Annotated in this window: 19 protein-coding genes; 3 read left to right on the top strand and 16 right to left on the bottom strand. The window is 36.4% G+C overall.

From position 1 onward, the window contains the following. Window positions 1-253: 253 nt before the first annotated feature. Entirely contained in the window at window positions 254-478 is a 225-nt protein-coding gene (locus tag IPH52_17485) for a hypothetical protein (protein ID MBK7056801.1), read from the top strand. A 196-nt stretch (window positions 479-674) separates the two neighbouring features. On the opposite strand, the gene IPH52_17480 is transcribed toward IPH52_17485, so the two are convergent. Together IPH52_17480 and IPH52_17475 are read right to left on the bottom strand one after the other, a co-directional pair. After that, on the bottom strand, window positions 675-1,397 hold the full coding sequence (locus IPH52_17480) for an SDR family oxidoreductase (GenBank protein MBK7056800.1): 723 nt from the start codon (window positions 1,395-1,397) through the stop codon (window positions 675-677). 76 nt (window positions 1,398-1,473) lie between these two features. Then, window positions 1,474-1,890, bottom strand: a complete 417-nt coding sequence (locus IPH52_17475) for an Rrf2 family transcriptional regulator (GenBank protein ID MBK7056799.1) — start codon at window positions 1,888-1,890, stop codon at window positions 1,474-1,476. 168 nt (window positions 1,891-2,058) lie between these two features. Between IPH52_17475 and IPH52_17470 the strand changes: the two genes are divergently transcribed. After that, window positions 2,059-3,723, top strand: coding sequence for a BamA/TamA family outer membrane protein (locus IPH52_17470; GenBank protein ID MBK7056798.1), 1,665 nt, complete (start codon window positions 2,059-2,061; stop codon window positions 3,721-3,723). 12 nt (window positions 3,724-3,735) lie between these two features. After that, the gene (locus IPH52_17465) at window positions 3,736-4,437 is read left to right on the top strand and encodes a DUF1566 domain-containing protein (GenBank protein MBK7056797.1); all 702 of its coding nucleotides are present in this window, start codon (window positions 3,736-3,738) and stop codon (window positions 4,435-4,437) included. Window positions 4,438-4,582: 145 nt separating this feature from the next. On the opposite strand, the gene IPH52_17460 is transcribed toward IPH52_17465, so the two are convergent. The 14 genes from IPH52_17460 to fliN all read right to left on the bottom strand — a co-directional run bounded on the left by IPH52_17460 (window position 4,583) and on the right by fliN (window position 18,748). Continuing rightward, entirely contained in the window at window positions 4,583-5,620 is a 1,038-nt protein-coding gene (locus IPH52_17460) for a hypothetical protein (GenBank protein MBK7056796.1), read from the bottom strand. A 5-nt stretch (window positions 5,621-5,625) separates the two neighbouring features. Beyond that, window positions 5,626-6,255, bottom strand: a complete 630-nt coding sequence (locus tag IPH52_17455) for a helix-turn-helix transcriptional regulator (protein MBK7056795.1) — start codon at window positions 6,253-6,255, stop codon at window positions 5,626-5,628. Window positions 6,256-6,532: 277 nt separating this feature from the next. Continuing rightward, the gene (locus IPH52_17450; GenBank protein MBK7056794.1) at window positions 6,533-7,942 is read right to left on the bottom strand and encodes a hypothetical protein; all 1,410 of its coding nucleotides are present in this window, start codon (window positions 7,940-7,942) and stop codon (window positions 6,533-6,535) included. A 65-nt stretch (window positions 7,943-8,007) separates the two neighbouring features. Further along, window positions 8,008-8,808, bottom strand: a complete 801-nt coding sequence (gene whiG, locus IPH52_17445; GenBank protein ID MBK7056793.1) for an RNA polymerase sigma factor WhiG — start codon at window positions 8,806-8,808, stop codon at window positions 8,008-8,010. 162 nt (window positions 8,809-8,970) lie between these two features. Next, a complete protein-coding gene (locus IPH52_17440) occupies window positions 8,971-9,450 on the bottom strand; it encodes a hypothetical protein (protein MBK7056792.1) in 480 nt (159 codons plus the stop codon). A 4-nt stretch (window positions 9,451-9,454) separates the two neighbouring features. Beyond that, window positions 9,455-10,342 carry a MinD/ParA family protein gene (locus tag IPH52_17435; protein ID MBK7056791.1) on the bottom strand — a complete coding sequence of 296 codons (888 nt, stop codon included), beginning with the start codon at window positions 10,340-10,342 and terminating at the stop codon, window positions 9,455-9,457. A gap of 18 nt (window positions 10,343-10,360) precedes the next feature. Then, on the bottom strand, window positions 10,361-11,650 hold the full coding sequence (gene flhF / locus IPH52_17430; protein ID MBK7056790.1) for a flagellar biosynthesis protein FlhF: 1,290 nt from the start codon (window positions 11,648-11,650) through the stop codon (window positions 10,361-10,363). Window positions 11,651-11,694: 44 nt separating this feature from the next. Further along, window positions 11,695-13,815: a flagellar biosynthesis protein FlhA gene (gene flhA, locus IPH52_17425; GenBank protein ID MBK7056789.1), complete on the bottom strand. Its 2,121-nt coding sequence runs from the start codon at window positions 13,813-13,815 to the stop codon at window positions 11,695-11,697. Further along, on the bottom strand, window positions 13,815-14,966 hold the full coding sequence (flhB, locus tag IPH52_17420; GenBank protein MBK7056788.1) for a flagellar type III secretion system protein FlhB: 1,152 nt from the start codon (window positions 14,964-14,966) through the stop codon (window positions 13,815-13,817). Before flhB ends, flhA begins: the two co-directional genes overlap by 1 nt. After that, on the bottom strand, window positions 14,963-15,745 hold the full coding sequence (gene fliR / locus IPH52_17415; GenBank protein ID MBK7056787.1) for a flagellar biosynthetic protein FliR: 783 nt from the start codon (window positions 15,743-15,745) through the stop codon (window positions 14,963-14,965). Before fliR ends, flhB begins: the two co-directional genes overlap by 4 nt. Beyond that, window positions 15,745-16,008, bottom strand: a complete 264-nt coding sequence (gene fliQ / locus IPH52_17410) for a flagellar biosynthesis protein FliQ (protein MBK7056786.1) — start codon at window positions 16,006-16,008, stop codon at window positions 15,745-15,747. The genes fliR and fliQ overlap by 1 nt, the downstream gene beginning before the upstream one ends. Next, window positions 16,005-16,850: a flagellar type III secretion system pore protein FliP gene (fliP, locus tag IPH52_17405; protein MBK7056785.1), complete on the bottom strand. Its 846-nt coding sequence runs from the start codon at window positions 16,848-16,850 to the stop codon at window positions 16,005-16,007. The genes fliQ and fliP overlap by 4 nt, the downstream gene beginning before the upstream one ends. 24 nt (window positions 16,851-16,874) lie before the next feature. Beyond that, window positions 16,875-17,642 carry a flagellar biosynthetic protein FliO gene (locus tag IPH52_17400; GenBank protein ID MBK7056784.1) on the bottom strand — a complete coding sequence of 256 codons (768 nt, stop codon included), beginning with the start codon at window positions 17,640-17,642 and terminating at the stop codon, window positions 16,875-16,877. Continuing rightward, a complete protein-coding gene (gene fliN / locus IPH52_17395) occupies window positions 17,642-18,748 on the bottom strand; it encodes a flagellar motor switch protein FliN (GenBank protein MBK7056783.1) in 1,107 nt (368 codons plus the stop codon). The genes IPH52_17400 and fliN overlap by 1 nt, the downstream gene beginning before the upstream one ends. Between the last annotated feature and the right edge of the window lie 67 nt (window positions 18,749-18,815).

The raw sequence follows: 18,815 nt of genomic DNA, 5'->3' as shown, positions 1-18,815 counted from the left end.
TTTCTGTCTAGCTTTTTTGTTATTTTATTACTTTTACTCCAATATTTTATTTCTACTTTTTCAATTCCTATTTCTTAAAATTTATCGAATAGTATTTGCTAAAAACTAATAGTTTCTATTCATAATAAATTTACGAAAAAACTAATTAAACAATTTCGGTATTTATTAGAAAAGCTTCCAACTAGAGAAAAGACAAAAAGCGAAATGGTGTTATGGATTTTGAAATAATAGGAGAAATTGATAAAGAGGATTTATGAAACAATATGCAATCTGTATAAATAATCATGGGAATAAGGCTTCCCTAATATTGCGTAAAGCCTATGAACTTTCCGACAAACCCAGCACTGTCAAAGGGCGAATTAGAGTTATAGACGAAGATGGTGACGGAGCTCTTTACTCTGTAAAAAATTTTGTTATTATTATAGATATTTCGATTAATAAAGAAATCGAAAAAAATCTTTATAAACTTGCAGTTTAAAAATTCTTTTCTGAGTAATTGGCAAACTCCGATTATCCGAGTAGAACTCAATGTTGCTTCCTTTGGGTGCAACATAATCTGTTTGAACCATTAACTTTGTAAATTTTCAAATTTTCCCGAAGCAGGATAGGTTTTATTGGTCGTTTCAAATCTCTGACAAAGCACAGCCTGAAATTCTCTTGACAGATGATTTCTGCTACCAAGGATGTTCGCTCCCATCATGGTTGAAAAATTTTCCACTGTCTTCCAACTTTATTCTTTCAGAAAATTCCAAAATACTTCTAGCTGATTCTGTAGGCTCCAAATTTGCACTCTTTCCGCCCATATCTGTTTTCATCCAACCCGGATTCACTGTAAAAGAAATAATATTCAATTTTGCTAAATCATTCGCTAAGATTTTTGTCAGCATGTTCAATGCTGTTTTACTTGCGCTATATGTATAATTTCCCTTTTGTGGAATGGATAGAGACGCAAACCAAGATGATATATTGATTACTCTTCCTTTGCCACTTTCACCTAGCAATTCTAAAAATTCTTGCGCCATAATAATTGGTGCGATTGCATTCAAATGAAACATTGCGAGCATTGGCTCGGCTTGCAGTTTCCCCAGTTGTAAATGAATCGCTGGATCTACACCACTGCTCTTTGAGTTAATCCCTGCATTGTTTACAAGTATATCTAAAGAATTTGTTTTCGATTTAATTTCTGCTACAGCTCTTTGAATACTATCTAGTTTTGTAGGATCAAGGCTAATGATGAATAGCCTTTCCTTAAAATTATTTTCTAATTCCTGTAACTCTTCTGCCTTATCTGGAATTCTGCATCCGGCAAATACTGTGTATCCTCTGTCGAGACTTGATTTCACAAAACCTAAGCCTAATCCCCTATTGGCGCCGGTTATTAATATTTTCTTGCTCATATTTATTCTTTCCTTTAATGTAATTTATAAAGTTACATTTTGTCTACAGCAAATATATCTTTCGATACCTTTTAACTTATTTTGCTCTTCTGAGAATTTCTGCACTAATCTCTCGGATGGATTTATGAGAAAGTTCTGCAACTAATACGCTCTCTGTATCGGAAAAAACTTCCGTTAAGATAGACTGAATATTTCTTCCGCAAATGCATTTGGCATTTGGTTTGCTAGGATGGAGCACAAATAGTCTTTCATCGAAAACTGTATATACATCTTTTAAAGTTATTTTTTCTGACTCAACGGCGAGCGATGCGCCACCACCTTGCCCCATTTGAATGTGGATCAATCCTGCTTTTTTTAGAATACCTAGAATTTTTCGAATCACCACTGGATTGGTATTTACACTAACGGCAAGATCTTCGGAGGTTATTGATTCCCCTTGATTCAAATCTAATAAAGAGAGTATATGGATTGCAACTGTGAATCTACTTGTCATGGGTTTTTAAATGTAACAATTTACCTTACAAATATACAGGCAGATGAATTTGTAAAGATTTTTCTCAGCACTAAGCAAAAAAGTTTGACTATTTAGTTTGGTTTCCAAAGAATCAATTCTCATGCCACAGTCAACAAGAGGTAAATTTAGAAAGGAAAAAGGCGTAAAATGAAAGATAAGAATAAAATAAAAATCTTTTTTTACATTTTCATATTCATCACATTTGCAGGTCAAGTGCTAGCTCAAGATTCAAAAGATACGAAGGATAGCAAAGACCAAGAGAATCAATCTCCAACAGGAGCAAGACCACCAGTGAAAGGTCTTCCGTTTGAGATTGATGAAAAAAAGAGATTATCGGAAACGGATGCCTCTAAGAAAAAAGAAGGCTGGTTCCCAACAGGAATCGGTGGTCCATTTAGTGACCCTAATAACGGCGCCGGATTCGGGGGACGTGTTTTTCTTTTTAACAACGGAAAAAAGGGCGACCCATTTTTTGAATATACACCTTATCGTCATAGATTCTTTCTAAACGTTTCTACTACTACAAAAAATGCTCAGTATCATCAATTGGATTGGGATGCTCCTTATATTTTTGATACCAAGTGGCGCGCAAGAGCAAATGCCATTTATGATAGAAACCCAAACAACTTATTTTTTGGATTGGGTGAGGCTTCTATGAAAGGACTCAGCTATCATCCACGCAATGATTATTCGCAGCCAATTGTTACGAATGGAAACTTTCCTGATCAACAAGAATCGCAAGCATTCAGAAGACCACCAAATGCAGGGGAGCCTCAATACTTAGATAACGCAGCTTATAATTCTGCATTGATTGCCAGAAATCCAATTTCTGGAATGGGATCTGTTCCTGTTACAGACCAAAAATTTAATCGCTATGATTTAGAAGTCCCACAAGTTAATCTTAGCGCAGAGAATTCTTTCTTTGGTGGCTTAATGCGTCTCGTTGTTGGAACAAAGCTTTCCAATAACATCGTTAGACGATATGATGGAACAATTCAAAAAGCAAGTGATCCATATTTTAGAGATACGAATATTAAAGCTAGTGATGATATTCTAAACGGGCGCCTAAATGCATTTGATGCAAACTTGGGAAATATTCCTACAGTGAACGGCAAAACGAAAGTAACCGAAGATTATGAGCGCGGTAAAATTACAGGCATCAACGGTGGCTATGTAAATATACTTCGTCTTGGGATAGTTTATGATAGTAGAGATTTTGAGCCTGATCCTAGTAAGGGTATTTTTGCTGAGCTAACGCATGAGCGTTCCTCTAAAGCAATGGGCTCGAACTTTGAATTCAATAGAACTCTCGGATCTGTGAGAGTATTTTATAGCCCATTTCCTAAAGTATTTAAGAAACTAGTATTTGCGGGTAGGGCGCTCTTTGTTCATAACTCTGGAAATTTACCTTTCTTCGAATACAGAAACATGTGGACTACTGAAGGGGGTTTATCTGGATTAGGTGGTAGAACAACTTTACGTGGTTATATCCAAGATAGATTCGTTGGGACTAATATGGGTTTTGCGAACTTAGAATTAAGATATCGTTTTCTTGAACTGCCTGGTTTTACATTTAACATTGCTCCCTTGTTTGACTTGGGGCGAGTTTGGGATACACTCGGTAGTGTAAAAGCAAATGCAGCTGATGGGTATAAATATTCGTATGGCTTAGGCTTACGTATTATCTGGAATCAATCTACTGTCATTTACGCGGAGTGGGCAAAATCAAGAGAAACCAGAACTACTGGTTGGAATGCAGGTGCTCCTTTTGCTGACTCTAACTTCTATTTCAATTTTGGACATATCTTTTAAGGAGTTACCAATATGAAAAAAATAATACTATATACACTTCTTACTCTATTTATTGTTAGCCTTATCAATTGTGAAGACAAGCCTGATAAGAGCTATTATGGAGTTCCCGCAGAAGATAAAAATCAGATACTAGCTGGTATTCTCTTAAGTAATGGAGTCCAAGACTATGCAACTGGAACCGTCATTGATCCTAAATCAGGACTTGAATGGAAAAAATGTGTGCAAGGACAAACTTTTAGAGCAACCAACAATGATTGCCAGGGCGGAAAAGGGACTGCAACGTTTACTACTCCAGTGGATCAAGGACGTTATGGAGCTACCTTTTTAGCTTATTGCAATATTGAGGGTAACGACTGTAATACGTCAACTCTTCCAATGACCTTGAGGGGCGGAACTATAACTGGCATTAGCAGCGAGGCGTTTAATTCTTGTGCTAACGAAAATGCAAACAGGACAAATGGTTATACGAACTGGCGAGTTCCTAGCTTTCCTGAATTACAATCCTTAGCCGCACTTGGGAAGGTTGTTTTAACAAGTCGCTTTCCAAATACACCGGATGATTACTTTTGGTCTTCTTGGAGCAATGAACAAGACTTAACAGGCGCAACAGCTAGAGCGGTATCCTTTTCATTAGATACCATTGGAAAAGAGCAAAGTATATCTAAGACGACTAGATATTATGTTCGTTGCGTTAGAAATACAAACGGACAATAAGGAGTAATTTCTTTACACTGTCACCTCGAACTTGCGAATCGTTTGTCGGCAAAGCCGCAGAATTTTAAGATAAGATTTTTACCCCGCTTACCGCATTGCAAATGGATTCTCACATTTGTTCGAAATGACAGTGTTTCTTAAGAGGTTATTTCTTCTCGTGATAAAACACAACTGATTTAATTTCACCACCGCTTTCATTTCCTACATAAACAATTTCAGCTCTTGTATTGAGTGCAGGAGAATATATTTTATATTTCTGAATAGCATCGTATAGTTTTAAAGAATAATCCAAAACTGTAATAGCAGTTTCTATCCCAATAAACCGTTCTTTTTTAGTTGTTTTCTTTTCTGTTTTTTTTGTCAAAACAAGCCACTTAAATAGCCTAGAGGATTGATTTAGTTTTTTTATATTTTCTAAATCTAGCGTTGAGTCTGGCAAATTGGCGTTAACCTGACGAAAGTGAACTTTGACTGATTGCCCTGTTTTGGCTGTCTCCTTGAGAGCCGTCGAGAGGCTAAGGTCAAACGTGTCATCGTCTAGATATTCAATTTCTTTGCAGTTAGAGTAAACTGTATTACAAACGTCTCCATAGTTTTTATGAACAAAAAAAATCATCATAATCGTGTTATACTTTGGATGGTATAAAACTTTGGCGTTATAGTTTTTTGCATTTCTATATTTTATAGTGTCTCTTACTCGTCCATAGACATCCCAGCCTAAAAGACCTATATCCTTCACGAATGGAATTTCAGAAAGGATTCCATCGCGGTGACCAATGTAATAAGGCTCAATAGAGACACGTCCTTCTTTTTTGGAAATTTCACGGAGATAATCAACTGTAGGCTCTAAATCAGCATGGTTAAGTTTACTGTCATAAGAAAGCATCTTTATCAAAAACTTTCCCGCGTTCTCTCCCATTAGATTATATATCTTTCCGTCTAACTCTGAATACTTATCATATTCAACTCGAATACACTCTTGTGGCTTACAGTCAATTTGCTCATTGTAGCTTGGAGTATTCTCTTTTTCCTTTTCAACCACCACTGGTTCAATATTCTTTGTCTCATCTGCTTCGTTACTAGTTGGAGAAAGGGCTGTATCTGCTGTAGTGCAATTTAAGACTATTGCATTTGCCACTAACAAAATGATAATACTCCATTTCTTAATCGATAGAAAATTCATATTTATTAGTTTGTTTCTTCCGTGTAGGTCATAACTAGATACATCAAAGCTTCTTCATCTGTTGGATTAGAATATTCATGAGGAACATCCGCATTAAAATAGATTGCGTCTTTTGGGGAAAGTTCTTGCACTTCTTCACCAACGCGTAATCTCAATTTACCGCTTACAACCACAATATTTTCCGTTGTCCCCGGAGGATGTGGCTCTGCAACTTCATGCCCACCCGGTTTTAAAATTAATTCATAAAATTCTGTTTTCTTATGACCGGTAAACGGGAATAAGGCGCGGGTAGAAAATACTTTTGTATTTGAAAATAAGACTTTTGTGTTTTCATATCGAAGGAGTTGAACACCTTCTCTTACTTTGTCCTTAATTAAATCACTAAAAGGAACATTTAATCCTGTCGCAATTTTCCACAGAACAGAAATTGTAGGAGCACTTTTGCCTTGTTCAATTTGTGAAAGCATTGCTCTACTTACTCCACAGCGAATGGCAAGTTTATCGAGAGATAATTTACGGTTGTGCCGAATATTTTTTAAGTTTTCTTTAACAGTTTCAATGATTTGATCTGAGGAGTCTAGAACGGAATCGGAGCCTTTCTTTCCTTCTGCTATTTTGGATGTTTTCTTCTTCATGAAAGAATTTTCCAATATAACGGATACTTGTCAATGAAAAAAGTCCTTCCTTTCCGTCACTTTTTTCCTTGGCGGGGAAGGACAAAAAACAACACAACTCACCCAACACAAAAAAAAAAAAATAAAAAAATTTAAGAAATAAAAAATATATAAAAAAAATCAATAAAAACAAAAAATACCCCCCCCCCCCCTTCGGCCCCCGGGGGGGGCCCCTTAGTGGCGACCTCCGTTAGGGTACCCATATCCAGCGCTGGGCACGCTGGTCACTCACCTTGCGTTAAAACAATTTTTTCAGTCCTTGGTTGATTGCATCATCAACCCCGGCGGGAAGCTTTTTCTTGATTTCCTCTTTAGCTTTATCTATTAGAACTCCTTTTCCAAATTCTAAAAGGGAAGGCAGTTCTATCATTAAGCTAACATTTGGTGATTTAATATTACCATTAGAGGTAAACGGGAGATTAACTCTTTCCTCTTTTATTAGATTTCCTAGAATTTTATTTCTAATTTCTGCTGGATTTTCTATTTTTAATTGGGTTTTAATTGCCGAATCAACACCACTGATAGCCTTGTCTGATTCCGCCTTTGATGCAAGAACTCCACCTTTAAAATAATGCTCATTCGTTTCCAGATGAACCCAATTATTTTTTTCTAGGGTTAAATCGTAGTTAGGCGTTGGAATAGTGATTTGATTGAGTAAAGTAATTTTGTTAGAGAAATAATTTATGATAATATTTACATCACTCGATAAGTCTGCTTTTTTAGAAAAGCCATCTAGCTTAATTCCTGCATTAGAAAGAACAGGCAGAGTTCCTGAAAGAGCATCCATAATAGATAGTCCATTTATATAACTTCCTGCTTTAAGAGTCAAATTATAATTAACCGATGGATTGATAAGACCTGTCTTTGCGACAAAGGGAACTATCGAACCTTTTGATATAATTTTAAATAAAGCAGTCTCTTGTCCGCCTGAGTTCAGAACGGAAGTATTTATATTGGCGATTAAATGAAGAGTATTGTGCTTCTCTAAGTTTTCTGGATCAATATCTATATCAGTTAATAATAGATTTACATTTTTTAAGGAAAGTTTTTGCAAAGTCTTTTGAATAAAAATATTGATGGTTCCATTTTCCATTCCTACTTTAGCAATATTTGCCGAGATAGGCAATGACTTTACCGTAAACGGCTTATTTATATTATCCGCCGAACTAACTTCTTCTTTTACTTCTAATGCTGGGTTTGGTTTTCCTGCTACTAGTTTGGGCTTTTTAAATAAATGTGTAAGACTATTTCCATTCTCTTTTAATGTAATACTTACGAAAGGCTCTATGAGCAAAAAACTTTTTAATTGAAAACTTCTTCTCAGAAGTGCAACAAAGTTAAGCTTCAAATCTACTTTCCTTACAGAAAGAACTGGACTCGCAGAAGCAGTTCTCTCGGCAAGCAAATTAGCATTATCCGCAAACTGATCTCTTTCATGTAAACTCAAACCTTCTAGCTCAATAGAAGACATCGCAGAAAAAAGACTTATGTTTACTTTTTTTAAATCCGCTCGCGTGTTTAAGGAACTTTCAATCTGACTGACTATAAAGTCAGGAGTGACTATCGAGGAAATGGAAAGAAGTCCTGCAATCAAAACTGTAAGTATTAAACTTAAAAATATTGAAATACTGATTAGAATTTTTTTCATAGAAAACTCCTAAGTTAAAATAAAGTCTACTTAAGAAGTAAAATTAGTCTATTAGATTTTAGAAATTATTTTTTGGTGACTACTGATTTTACTTTGCCGAGTTTACTGCGAAGGCGCATAACGGCTTTTGTGTGAAGTTGAGAGATTCGAGATTCAGTTACTTCCAATACTTCCCCAATTTCTTTTAGTGTTAAGTCTTCATAATAATAAAGAACGATCACTTTTTTTTCTTTTTCGGGCAAAGTCTTGATTGCTTCTACAATTACGTTTTTGATTTCTTCTTTTTCAATAATCACGTCTGGATTCATATTCGCAGGCGATTCTAAAGTTTCCATAAATGAAACTTCATCATTCTCATCGCCGAGAAACCAAATGTCATTTAAGGATACTAATGATGTGCCACTAATCTTTGTAAGCAAAGTCGCAAGCTCATCAACAGAAACTCCCAATTCCTTTGCTATGAGTTCATCTTCTACTGTCTGCCCTTCTTTATTTTCAAGCATCCCAATGATTTGTTCTAATTGTTTTGCCTTTTGGCGAATCGATCGAGGAATCCAGTCAACAGAGCGCAATTCATCGAATATACTTCCGCGTATACGAGTCATTGCATAGGTCTTAAATTTAATTTCGCGAGCAGGATCAAATTTTTCAATAGCGTCTAATAACCCAAAAACGCCATAACTAACCAAATCATCGAACTCAACATTTTGAGGCATACCAATAGCTACCCTGCCTGCAACATGTTTTACAAGTGGGGAATATTTTTCGACGAGGTAAGCTCTAATCTCAGAATTTTTGGAGACTCTGTAGTCTTTCCATAAAGAGGTTTCGTCAAATTGATTGTATTTGTCAAGCAGCCTAGACATAATCCGATTTTTATTATTTTCTTTATGGTTTACAAATTACAATCATTTTATTTGAATTTCAGTAGATTATTTACTTATTTTGTATATTTTTGCCACTGAGGCACAGGGACACGGAGAAAATTCAGGATAGTCAATTATTTGTTTTCTGGTGGGCAGATTTTTTTATTGTTTAGGGGTTTCTGGCTCATCTTGGGACATAATGGTTCGGATTGCTTCTGCCATTAGTTTTGGCTCATTCTTAATTGCAATATTACTAATAACAATATGATCCCCAAATTTTCCGTCTTTTACTTTTGCTGCTGGAATATCTCCACCACCAAAATCACCGCTCATTGAATCATCTGATTTTGCTAATTTGATTTCGCTATCAGAAGGAAAATCTCCTCCTGCTGCATAAGAGTCACCACTGCTACGACGAAATCCAATACCTCCACCGAGTTCTGCAAGAAAGTCCAAAAACTCAGGGACTTTTTTTTCGAAAACAGCGTAAACACCAAAGCCTAATCCTGCAAATATTAAGGCTCCAATTCCAGCAACGAGGAAAATATGCATTATTCGATTCCCTGTTATGAATCCACATGTAGTGCTCACTAACAATGCAATCGCAAAAAAAATAATAATGAATTTAACTTGCAGAAAAATCCTCCTAGGTATCCGGGATGAGTGAATGTAAAAATTTTCTAAAAAACGCCATCATCTTAGGTTGTGTCTGATATGGGTCAATTGGAATGTTTGCAATAGCCCCTGTTATCTCATATAAATTTTCGGCAGCTTTGCACTTTGGGGCAGTTAATAAAAAAGGTTTTTGTTTTCTAACACTTCTTTCTATCTCTTCATCATGAAAAAGAAATCCAACGTTCTTCGGTTTTATCCCTAAGAACTTGTAACTTATCTCCGTAATTCTCTTCACCACTTTTTTTCCCTCTTGCTCTGAACGAATTCTATTTACAATAAAACTAATTTTCTTATTCTTATCAATAGATATAAGTGATTTAATCAAACCGTAAGAGTCTGTAACAGAAGATGGATCAGGAGCAATGACTAGGATAACTTCATTTGCATACAAGGAAAAACCAAGGGTATTTGAACCGATTCCTGCACCTGTATCTATTAAAATATAATCGTATCCATCCAATTCTGAAAAGCTACGAATTAATTGATTACGACCTTTATCATCTAAATTTGCAAATTGGGCATAGCCATTTGCTCCGGGAATCACATCAACACCTTCTGGTGCATGGAAGACAATATCTCGTATAGAGCGATGCCCTTTCATAACGTGATACAAATTAAATTTAGGTAAAAAACCAAGCAAAACGTTTACGTTTCCTAATCCAAGATCACCATCGATGATTAAGACTTTCTTCCCAGCTTTAGCAAGAGAAACGGCAAGATTGACTGTAAAAACAGTTTTCCCTACACCACCCTTCCCTGAAGAAATGGCAATAACTTTGTTGGCAAATCCATTGTTCGCCTGAGACTCCAAATTTGAGCTACTTTTGCTTTCTGTGTTAAGAGGTTGCTCTGTCTCCATCATTTCCTTCGAGGAGAGTTAGCTTGTAGCTACTGTATCCCCTCTTAATTCTTTTATTTTGTCTGGATTTACTACTATTTCTGAGAAAACTTTTTTGCTCGCCGAAACAATATCAAAAGGAACTTCTTGCCCTAAACTGAAATAAGAAAATGCTTTGCTATTTGAATCAGCTAACTCTAGTACAGGACTTACATAATCTGCTTCATCAATTTTTGTCAATATTATTCTCTTATATCCGAGAGTTTCATAAGCATTCATAACTGACCTCAAATTGCTATAGGAGGAAGTCGCAGGTAAGACTAAGATATTTTCAATTTGGTCTTTTTCTCCAAATGCTTCTCGATATTGTTTCATTTTATGGTTGAAGTCTTGATTTTTATGATTATAACCAGGCGTGTCAACCAAAATCAATTCTGAGCCATCTCTTAATAATTGTTCCTGTAAACGCTTAACGTCCTTTACTGGATAAAACGGAATGTCCATAGTGTCTGCATATCTTTTTAGTTGCTCGATAGCGGCTATCTTGTAGTTATCCGTTGTATAAAGAGAAACCATACGTCCCATATGTAGAAAATACTTCGCAGCAAGCTTAGCTACCGTTGTTGTTTTTCCACTACCTGTAGGACCTACAAAGAAGATAACTTTTCGTTTGCCGCGAGAAGTTCCTGCAAATAAGTCAGAGTCAACACTAATTCTATCTTCAAGTATTTCCGCAAACTTTTCGTTAACCGCTGAAGGCTTTTCCTTGTCGATCATAGATAAATGCTTATCTGTTTTCGAAATCAGTTCTTGAATAAAATCAGAACTCATTCCCTCTAATATTAATCTTTCCTTTAATCTTTTAAGATAAGTAGATTCAGTCGTAGATGTGCTAGACTTTGCATTTTCTTTTTTACCGATTTCATCTTTAATAGAAAGACCTAAGCCGTTTCGACTTGAAGCTGAATTTGTTTCGGCGGAAAAATTTGCTTCATCCTTCTCAGAAGAGCGAAGTCCGGCAAATGCTCTATCTTCTTGCGCAAGAGGTTTTAAATCATGCAGACTTTTTTTGCGAGTATCGTCTTCCGATTTTTGTCGAAGTAGTTCTTTTAGATCTTGCAGCTTTTTTTCAACTCGATCTTTAGAGGTTTGTTGTTCTGGAATTCCAATTTCAATTTCATAAAATTTTTTAGACATGAGTTTAGTCCCCATTAACCCACCTTCGACTACAACTCTTTGATTATAAACATGTGCTTCCGGTCCATATTTCATTTTCATTTGCATGAAACAATCTTGAATATCCTTTCCTTTAATTTTTACGAAATCCATTTTATACCTCTAGATAATAATTTCTTCTTAACACATAATGCGTGTTAATTCCTACTTGTTACTACTCGTGCACCTTCATTTGATTGAACGTTGATGACTCCATCCATAATTGTTTTGGTTGACGATTGAATTTCTTCAATTGCTAATACTGCAAAATTTCGTGGAGGAAATTCCTTTGCAAACATGTAGGAAAGTGGTAAACGTATTGGTCTACTTACTACAAAAATTGGGAATTTGCCTTCACTGTGGCAACGATTGTATTCTCTTGCTGCAGCTTCAATAAGCTTATTGTAATAATCCGGTGGAATGGAAATTAATCGTCCTTCAATTGGATCGACTACAACACCCTTGCTCAGTCTGTCTGTTACCCGTGGATCAAGAGTTACAACATGTAGCTTTCCATCTGCGCTTAAATAATCAATGATAATTTGCTTTGATATCGCCTGACGCACATTTTCTGAGAGAAAGAATGGATCGCTATCACCATTTCTTGATACATTATTTGCAATGGACTCAAGGATCGTGCTGAGATTACGAATGCCCAAGCCTTCTTTGAGTAAATTTTGAAGAACTTGTTGAATTAAACCTATACCAACCTTCTTATCTTCTAGTTCACCAACCAGAGTAGGATGGGTTGCTTTTTGGTGTTCGAGAAGACTTTTAACTTCTTCTCTTCCAAGAATGGTAGATGCATGATTAGAAATTAATTCTTTTAGGTGAGTGACGATTACAGTTGACGAATCGACGACCGTGTAACCCTTATTTTCCGCATCAATTTTATCATTGGGATCAATCCATTTTGCTTTGTATCCGAACGTAGGCTCGATAAACTCTTCTCCTCTCACTGGCTCCGTTACTTTTTTAGCATTGTCCAATGCCATCAATCTATCAGGTCGAATTTTACTTTCTCCCACAACGACACCATGAATTTTTATTGCATAAGAATCCTGATTCAATTCCAAATTGTCAAGAATCCGAACCGCTGGAATTACAAGTCCAGTATCAATTGCAAATCTCCTTCTTAAATTAGAAATCTGGTCAAGCAGAACACCGCCTTGATTAGTATCAACAAGCGGAACTAAATTCAATCCGAGTTCAACTTCAATTGGATCTGTGCGCAACTCTTTGTAGTAGTCTGGTTTCTTTTCTACTTTTCCCTCACCTGCTTTTCTTTCAATTGCGGCTAATGATTCTTTTGCGTTACGGTCAATAGAGTAGGCTAAATAAGCGAAACTTAAAGAAAATAAAATCAAAGAGAAGAATGGAAGTCCTGGAATTAAGGATGCGAGTCCTAGACTTCCAGCTACTACATAAAGTGTTTTAGGGTTGTTGAATAATTGAGCTTTAAATTCATCAGCTAGTTCAGACTCAGATCCTGCGCGAGTAACAATCATACCCGTAGCCGTTGTAGAAAGTAAACTTGGAATTTGAGATACCAGTCCATCCCCAATTGTAAACTTACCGTAAGTCTCAATGGCAGAAACAAAACTTTCTCCACGAATCGAAACGCCAATCACAATACCACCGAGGAGGTTAATCCCTGTTATGATCAAACCTGCACGCACATCTCCCTGAACGAATTTACTCGCACCATCCATAGCTCCGTAAAAATCTACTTCTCTCTGAATCTTCTTTCTTCTTTTTTTTGCTTCCTCTTCATTGATGTTCCCACTAGATAGTTCAGTATCAATCGCCATTTGCTTGCCGGGTAACGCATCGAGAGTAAATCTTGCTGCAACTTCCGAAATACGAGTCGCACCTTTTGTAATTACCAAAATTTGCACAATCGTTAAAATTAGAAATATAATAAAACCAACTACGTATTTACCAAGTCCAGTTCCACCACCTACCACGAACGTTCCAAACGCATCAATGATATGACTATTAAAACTTGCACCTTGTGAGAGAATTTGTCTTGTCGTTGAAACGTTAAGCGCGAGACGAAATAGAGTAGTAATCAAAAGTAAATTTGGGAAAATTGAAAACTCTGATGGTTCTTTTGTGGAAAGAGATGTCAAGAGGATAATAAGAGAAGTCGCTAAGCTTACTACAATGAGTAAATCTAATATAAATCCAGGAAGAGGGATAATTAACATCGCAACAATTGCGATGACGCCCACTCCCATTACAACATCGGATTGGTTATACCATTTTTTTTCTTTCATTAAGCAACTCTCCTGAATTTATCCAATCTGGATATAATGATCGAAACCGCTCTAAAGAATTTAGAAGGAATTTCTTCATCTACTTCAACTTCATCATACAATAATCTTGCTTGCACTCTATCTTCAACAATTGGAATTCCATGCTTCTTCGCTAAACGGCGAATCATGAGCGCTAACTCATCAATACCCTTTGCTGTTACAATTGGAGCAGCATGAATTTTTGAATCATAAACCATTGCAACTGAATAATGAGTCGGATTTACAATTACGACATCTGCCTTGGGAACTCTCTGTAGCATCCCTCTTCGTATAAAATCGCGAACCATTTGGCGTCTGCGATTCAATAGAGACCTATCCCCTTCACTTTCTTTCATTTCTTGTTTCGCTTCAGACGGAGTCATCTTAATTGAATCTTCAAATTCTGCTTTCTGATAAAAGTAATCATAAATGCTGAGGGCAAATAGAATTATCCCAATAACTAGGAAAATTTTTACAGAAGAGATGGCTAATAGTCGTAATGCGCCCTGAATTCCCATATCACCCATGAGCAGTATTGGAAGAAAGTCCATCGAAATAATAATATAACTTACCCAGCCAATGATAACAACTTTTCCGAGAGCTTTAAGCAAATTGTATAAAGTATTTTTTGTAGGCAATACTTTCCCAAACTTAGGGGCGATCTTGTTGAAATTGAAACTTACAGCGCCCGGTGAAAACATAAATCCAACTTGAACTACATTACCAACAACCGCAGCTAAAAATGTTACTGCCAAAATTGGCAGGAGTAAAGATGCAATATCCGCGGTAGCAGATTTTAATAGAATTCCAAATTCTTCTGTATTAAATTCAGTGCGTTGTGCGAAATCCTGAAAGTATTTTTTAAATAAAACAAAAGATCTTACAAAAATATAATTTCCAAGTAAATACAGTGCAATAATTGAACTGACCAAGACAAGCGCGGAAGGAAGTTCTGTTGACTTAGGAACATTTCCCTTGTCCTGTTCTTCTCTTCGTCTTCGCTCACTACCTTCTTCAGTTCTACCTTCGTCTTCCGCGGCAAATAGCTGTAAGTCGATCACGTAGTCAGTCTTAACCTCATGCTTAAGCATGGGGTTAAGACTGAACAGTTTGTCCCACATAAAAGTGATCATCGTTTAGGCCACTCGCTCATTAGTGTATTTAGACGGTCAAAGGTTAATGTAAAGCTTGCTTCCATTTGTTTGTCGATGAACGGTATTGTTATAATTAAGACAATTAAGCCAACAAAAATTTTAGCCGGAAAACTTAATTGCATGATGTTCATTTGTGGTGCCGCTTTTCCCATAATAGCTTCCGCAATCGTAACTAATATCAGAATGCCGAGCACAGGTAAAGAAATTTTAAATGCAACAATAAACATTGCACCTACCGCATATTCAAAGCTTTTAAGGACTCCAATGTTCACTTCCTTTGTAAATGTAAGAAGTTGAATTTTCTGAAAAGAGAAGGCTATGCTTTCTAACAATGTTCGATGGGCTCCAACTGTTAAAAAGATAAGGATCCCCATTAAGTTTTTTAGAGTGCTAATGACAGGAAGGGAACTTTGGCTCACTGGATCTAAGACTTCCGTATAACCAAAACCCATTTGGACACTAAAAAATTCCCCCGCCATTTGAAATCCTGCAAAAATAATACTAACAATAAATCCAATCAATACACCGATCAATGCTTCCGAAAGAATGATTAGCGCATACTCGCCCATGCCCGGCGGAACTGCATGAAGGTAATTAGCAGTAACCGGAAATAGAATAAGAGAAAGTAAAAATGCAAGCATAACTCGAATCTGAAATGAAATTGCTTCTGAAGAATATACGGGGGCTAAACTAAATAATCCCATAATTCTAGCGAAGATCATCATAAAAGATTGAAAGTTATATACAAAAGACTCTATCATATTTTCTCAATCATCATAAAAATATTTCTAGTATAGTCAGTCATCGTGCGAACCATCCACGATGCAAAAATTATGATTACGATGAATATGGCAATTAACCTTGGAACGAAAGCAATAGTTGGTTCTTGAATCGAGGTAGTAGTTTGGATTATCCCCAAAATCAAACCAACAATAAGAGCCGTAATTAAAATAGGGGCAGAAATTTTAATCGCAATAAACAAAGCTTCTCGAATTAAACTTACAACATCTACTTCGGTCATTTATAACTCCTTACAAGCTCAAAGACTAATAAATTCCAACCGTCTATCAAAACGAATAAAATTAGTTTGAATGGTAGACTTATCATTACAGGTGGTAACATCATTAAGCCCATAGAAAGCAAAGTCGAAGCAACGACAATGTCAATAATGATAAAAGGAATAAATAAATATATACCAATGATAAATGCTTTTTTTAATTCAGAGAGCATAAAGGCCGGAATTAAAACATAAGATGGAACTTCTTCGAATGATTTTACCTGTTTTACTTTTCCTAACTTCAGAAAGAGTGCAACATCTTTTGTTCCGGATTTTCCTATTTGCCGCATCATGAACTCGCGAAGTGGAACCATTGCCTTTTCAAAAAATGCGTTAGTCTCTATCTTTCCATCTAGATAAGGAGTGAGAGCTTTGTCGTTTATAGTTCCAAGCGTCGGTGCCATAATAAAGAAAGTCATGAAGATTGCGAGGCCTACCATCACTTGATTGGGAGGTAAGTTCTGAACGGCTAACGCGCGTCTAACGAAGTCCATTACAATTACGATCTTTGTAAAGGAAGTAACCGACATTATGATTGCCGGTGCAAGGGAAAGAATTGTAACCAAAAATAAAATCATCAGAGAAAGACTTGTTTCTTTCGGATTTTTGGCTTCATTCACGTTGAAGCTTAGATTTGGAATTGGGATTCTTGTATTAGTGCTTTGTGCATATAACTCAGCTCCAATTCCTAGAATAAAAACAGCAAGAAAGCTAACCAAAATAAATTTTATAAGTGGTTTCAGGGATAATAGATATGTAACCCAACGATTTAAAACTTTGGAAAGAAACTTTTTTTTTGCCCGCATAGTTTTATTATGTCTCATACTTTATTAGGAAAAATGATCGTTGGATTTTTTTCCCTTACCTCCAGAAAGATCTGTTCTCTCTTGCTTTAACTTTTCCAATCTTTCCAACTGGCGAAATTTAATTTCATCCATGATATCTTCGTCTCTTGTTTCACTGTCCTTGTGATTTTCTGGATTAATTCCAGACTTGAAATTTAAATTCTTAATTGTCCCCATGAATACTTCTAGAAAATTTTCAGACTGAGGCTCATGTGTTTCTCTTGAATGATAAATCTTTTCTTTTATTTCATTTGAGTCAATTTCTTTGATAAGATTTACAGAACCATCAGAAACACCGACTACTAGCAATATACCCGAAACATCTACGATTTGCAGTTGTTTGTTCGGGGCTAACGACAAACTAGCTAGAACTCGCATTGCATCTTTGACTGGATACATATTCTGTCTATTCTTAGAAATGAATTTCAATACGTAATACATGATCGCTGTCAATATTCTAAAAACAAAAATAACTTTCACCAATGTCCATAAAAGACTCGATGGCTCTTCGTCTCTTTTATATCTTTCTTCTACTGGATTTACTAGTTCGTTTTTTTTGTCTGTTGGCTTTTTGCTATTATCCTCAATTACCTGTTTAGATGGATCCTGTCCCAGTTCTTTTTGGAGCAACTGATCCATCTCATCTCTTTCCCCAGCAATCAATCCTACTTGCAGGAAAATTACCAATAGGCAGATTTTTCCTGTAAGTAGAATTGATCTAATTATATTTTGGCGTTTGAGGATAATATTCATTATTTGCTTTCGTTCTTAATCCTATCTGTAGGACTCACAATGTCTGTCACGCGCACACCGAAGTTTTCGTCAATAACTACAACTTCTCCCTTTGCAATCAATTTCCCATTTACGAGTAAATCAACTGGCTCACCGGCGAGTTTATCCAATTCTATGATAGAGCCTTCCCCGAGTCCTAAAATATCTTTGATATACATTTTAGTTCTACCAAGTTCCACCGTTAACGACATTTGAACATCCATGAGCAAATTCAAATTAGTCGCTCCAGATGGAGCACCAGCAGTTGAAAGAGAAGGGAAGCTAACGCCCTTTATTCCTATTTGCGGACCAGAATTTACCATTCCTATTCCTGCAGATTGGTTTCCGAAATTAGATGGACTTACATTTACATTCATTCCACCATTGCTGTCTCCATAACCGGTTCTATTAGGAGTTCTTCTACTTAGTGCAAGAATTTCGTCTGCCATACTTTTCGAAATTATATAATGAACTTTGAATGCACCAATTCCATCAATGTTCAAATTCACGGTTGTTCGAATTAGAGTTTTTCCATCAGGCAAAATCAAATCGCGAGAGGATTTTGAACTCGATACATCTACTGGAGAGCCTGAAATAGGTGCGGATACTTTTACACCAATTTGCACTGTTACATTTCCAATAACCGATGTAAAACCTTGCTTTAATGTTTCAAGTTGAGCAGTTTCCATTGCGCCTGTAGATAAACCACCCATTAACAAATGAGCAATCTTGGAGCCGTTCTCCATAGACATAACTAAGCAAGCTCTACCGTTTACAGTTCCGCTTAGAGTCGAAAATAAACAAACCGAGCCAGCGCCTATTTCCGTGCTAATATCAGTGGCACTCTTGGCTTCTGGAACTGGATTTGCAAATTTTACACTCTTGGAAAGCAATGTTCCTAGCATTCCGCCGGCTGTTGCAAAAGCCGCAGTCAAAATTTCAGTCAGAGCATCTTTATCTAAAGGAGATAAATCATCTCCCCCGCCACCGCCCCCACCACTGCTACCGCTAGTGTCGTAAGAAGGAGTCTCATCTGCTCCTTGTAAAAGTGCGTCTATTTCATCTTGTGAAAGTGAGCCGTCTCCCATAGTTAAAGTATCTCCATTCTAAATTTTAATATGTGACATAATCAAAGGATTTCTGTCATTCATAATT

This window comes from Leptospiraceae bacterium, assembly GCA_016708435.1.
Lineage (GTDB): Bacteria > Spirochaetota > Leptospiria > Leptospirales > Leptospiraceae > UBA2033.
This window is presented reverse-complemented; position numbering and strand designations above follow the sequence as displayed.

Excerpts from the sequence above, each read along its gene's own strand:
- flhA (MBK7056789.1), bottom strand. The coding sequence starts at position 13,815 with ATGAAAGAAAAAAAATGGTATAACCAATCCGATGTTGTAATGGGAGTG.
- IPH52_17435 (MBK7056791.1), bottom strand. The coding sequence starts at position 10,342 with ATGGAGACAGAGCAACCTCTTAACACAGAAAGCAAAAGTAGCTCAAAT.
- fliN (MBK7056783.1), bottom strand. The coding sequence starts at position 18,748 with ATGGGAGACGGCTCACTTTCACAAGATGAAATAGACGCACTTTTACAA.
- IPH52_17475 (MBK7056799.1), bottom strand. The coding sequence starts at position 1,890 with ATGACAAGTAGATTCACAGTTGCAATCCATATACTCTCTTTATTAGAT.
- IPH52_17450 (MBK7056794.1), bottom strand. The coding sequence starts at position 7,942 with ATGAAAAAAATTCTAATCAGTATTTCAATATTTTTAAGTTTAATACTT.
- IPH52_17455 (MBK7056795.1), bottom strand. The coding sequence starts at position 6,255 with ATGAAGAAGAAAACATCCAAAATAGCAGAAGGAAAGAAAGGCTCCGAT.
- IPH52_17460 (MBK7056796.1), bottom strand. The coding sequence starts at position 5,620 with ATGAATTTTCTATCGATTAAGAAATGGAGTATTATCATTTTGTTAGTG.
- IPH52_17480 (MBK7056800.1), bottom strand. The coding sequence starts at position 1,397 with ATGAGCAAGAAAATATTAATAACCGGCGCCAATAGGGGATTAGGCTTA.
- fliP (MBK7056785.1), bottom strand. The coding sequence starts at position 16,850 with ATGCGGGCAAAAAAAAAGTTTCTTTCCAAAGTTTTAAATCGTTGGGTT.
- flhF (MBK7056790.1), bottom strand. The coding sequence starts at position 11,650 with ATGGATTTCGTAAAAATTAAAGGAAAGGATATTCAAGATTGTTTCATG.
- flhB (MBK7056788.1), bottom strand. The coding sequence starts at position 14,966 with ATGATCACTTTTATGTGGGACAAACTGTTCAGTCTTAACCCCATGCTT.
- IPH52_17465 (MBK7056797.1), top strand. The coding sequence starts at position 3,736 with ATGAAAAAAATAATACTATATACACTTCTTACTCTATTTATTGTTAGC.
- IPH52_17485 (MBK7056801.1), top strand. The coding sequence starts at position 254 with ATGAAACAATATGCAATCTGTATAAATAATCATGGGAATAAGGCTTCC.
- IPH52_17470 (MBK7056798.1), top strand. The coding sequence starts at position 2,059 with ATGAAAGATAAGAATAAAATAAAAATCTTTTTTTACATTTTCATATTC.
- fliQ (MBK7056786.1), bottom strand. The coding sequence starts at position 16,008 with ATGACCGAAGTAGATGTTGTAAGTTTAATTCGAGAAGCTTTGTTTATT.
- IPH52_17400 (MBK7056784.1), bottom strand. The coding sequence starts at position 17,642 with ATGAATATTATCCTCAAACGCCAAAATATAATTAGATCAATTCTACTT.
- whiG (MBK7056793.1), bottom strand. The coding sequence starts at position 8,808 with ATGTCTAGGCTGCTTGACAAATACAATCAATTTGACGAAACCTCTTTA.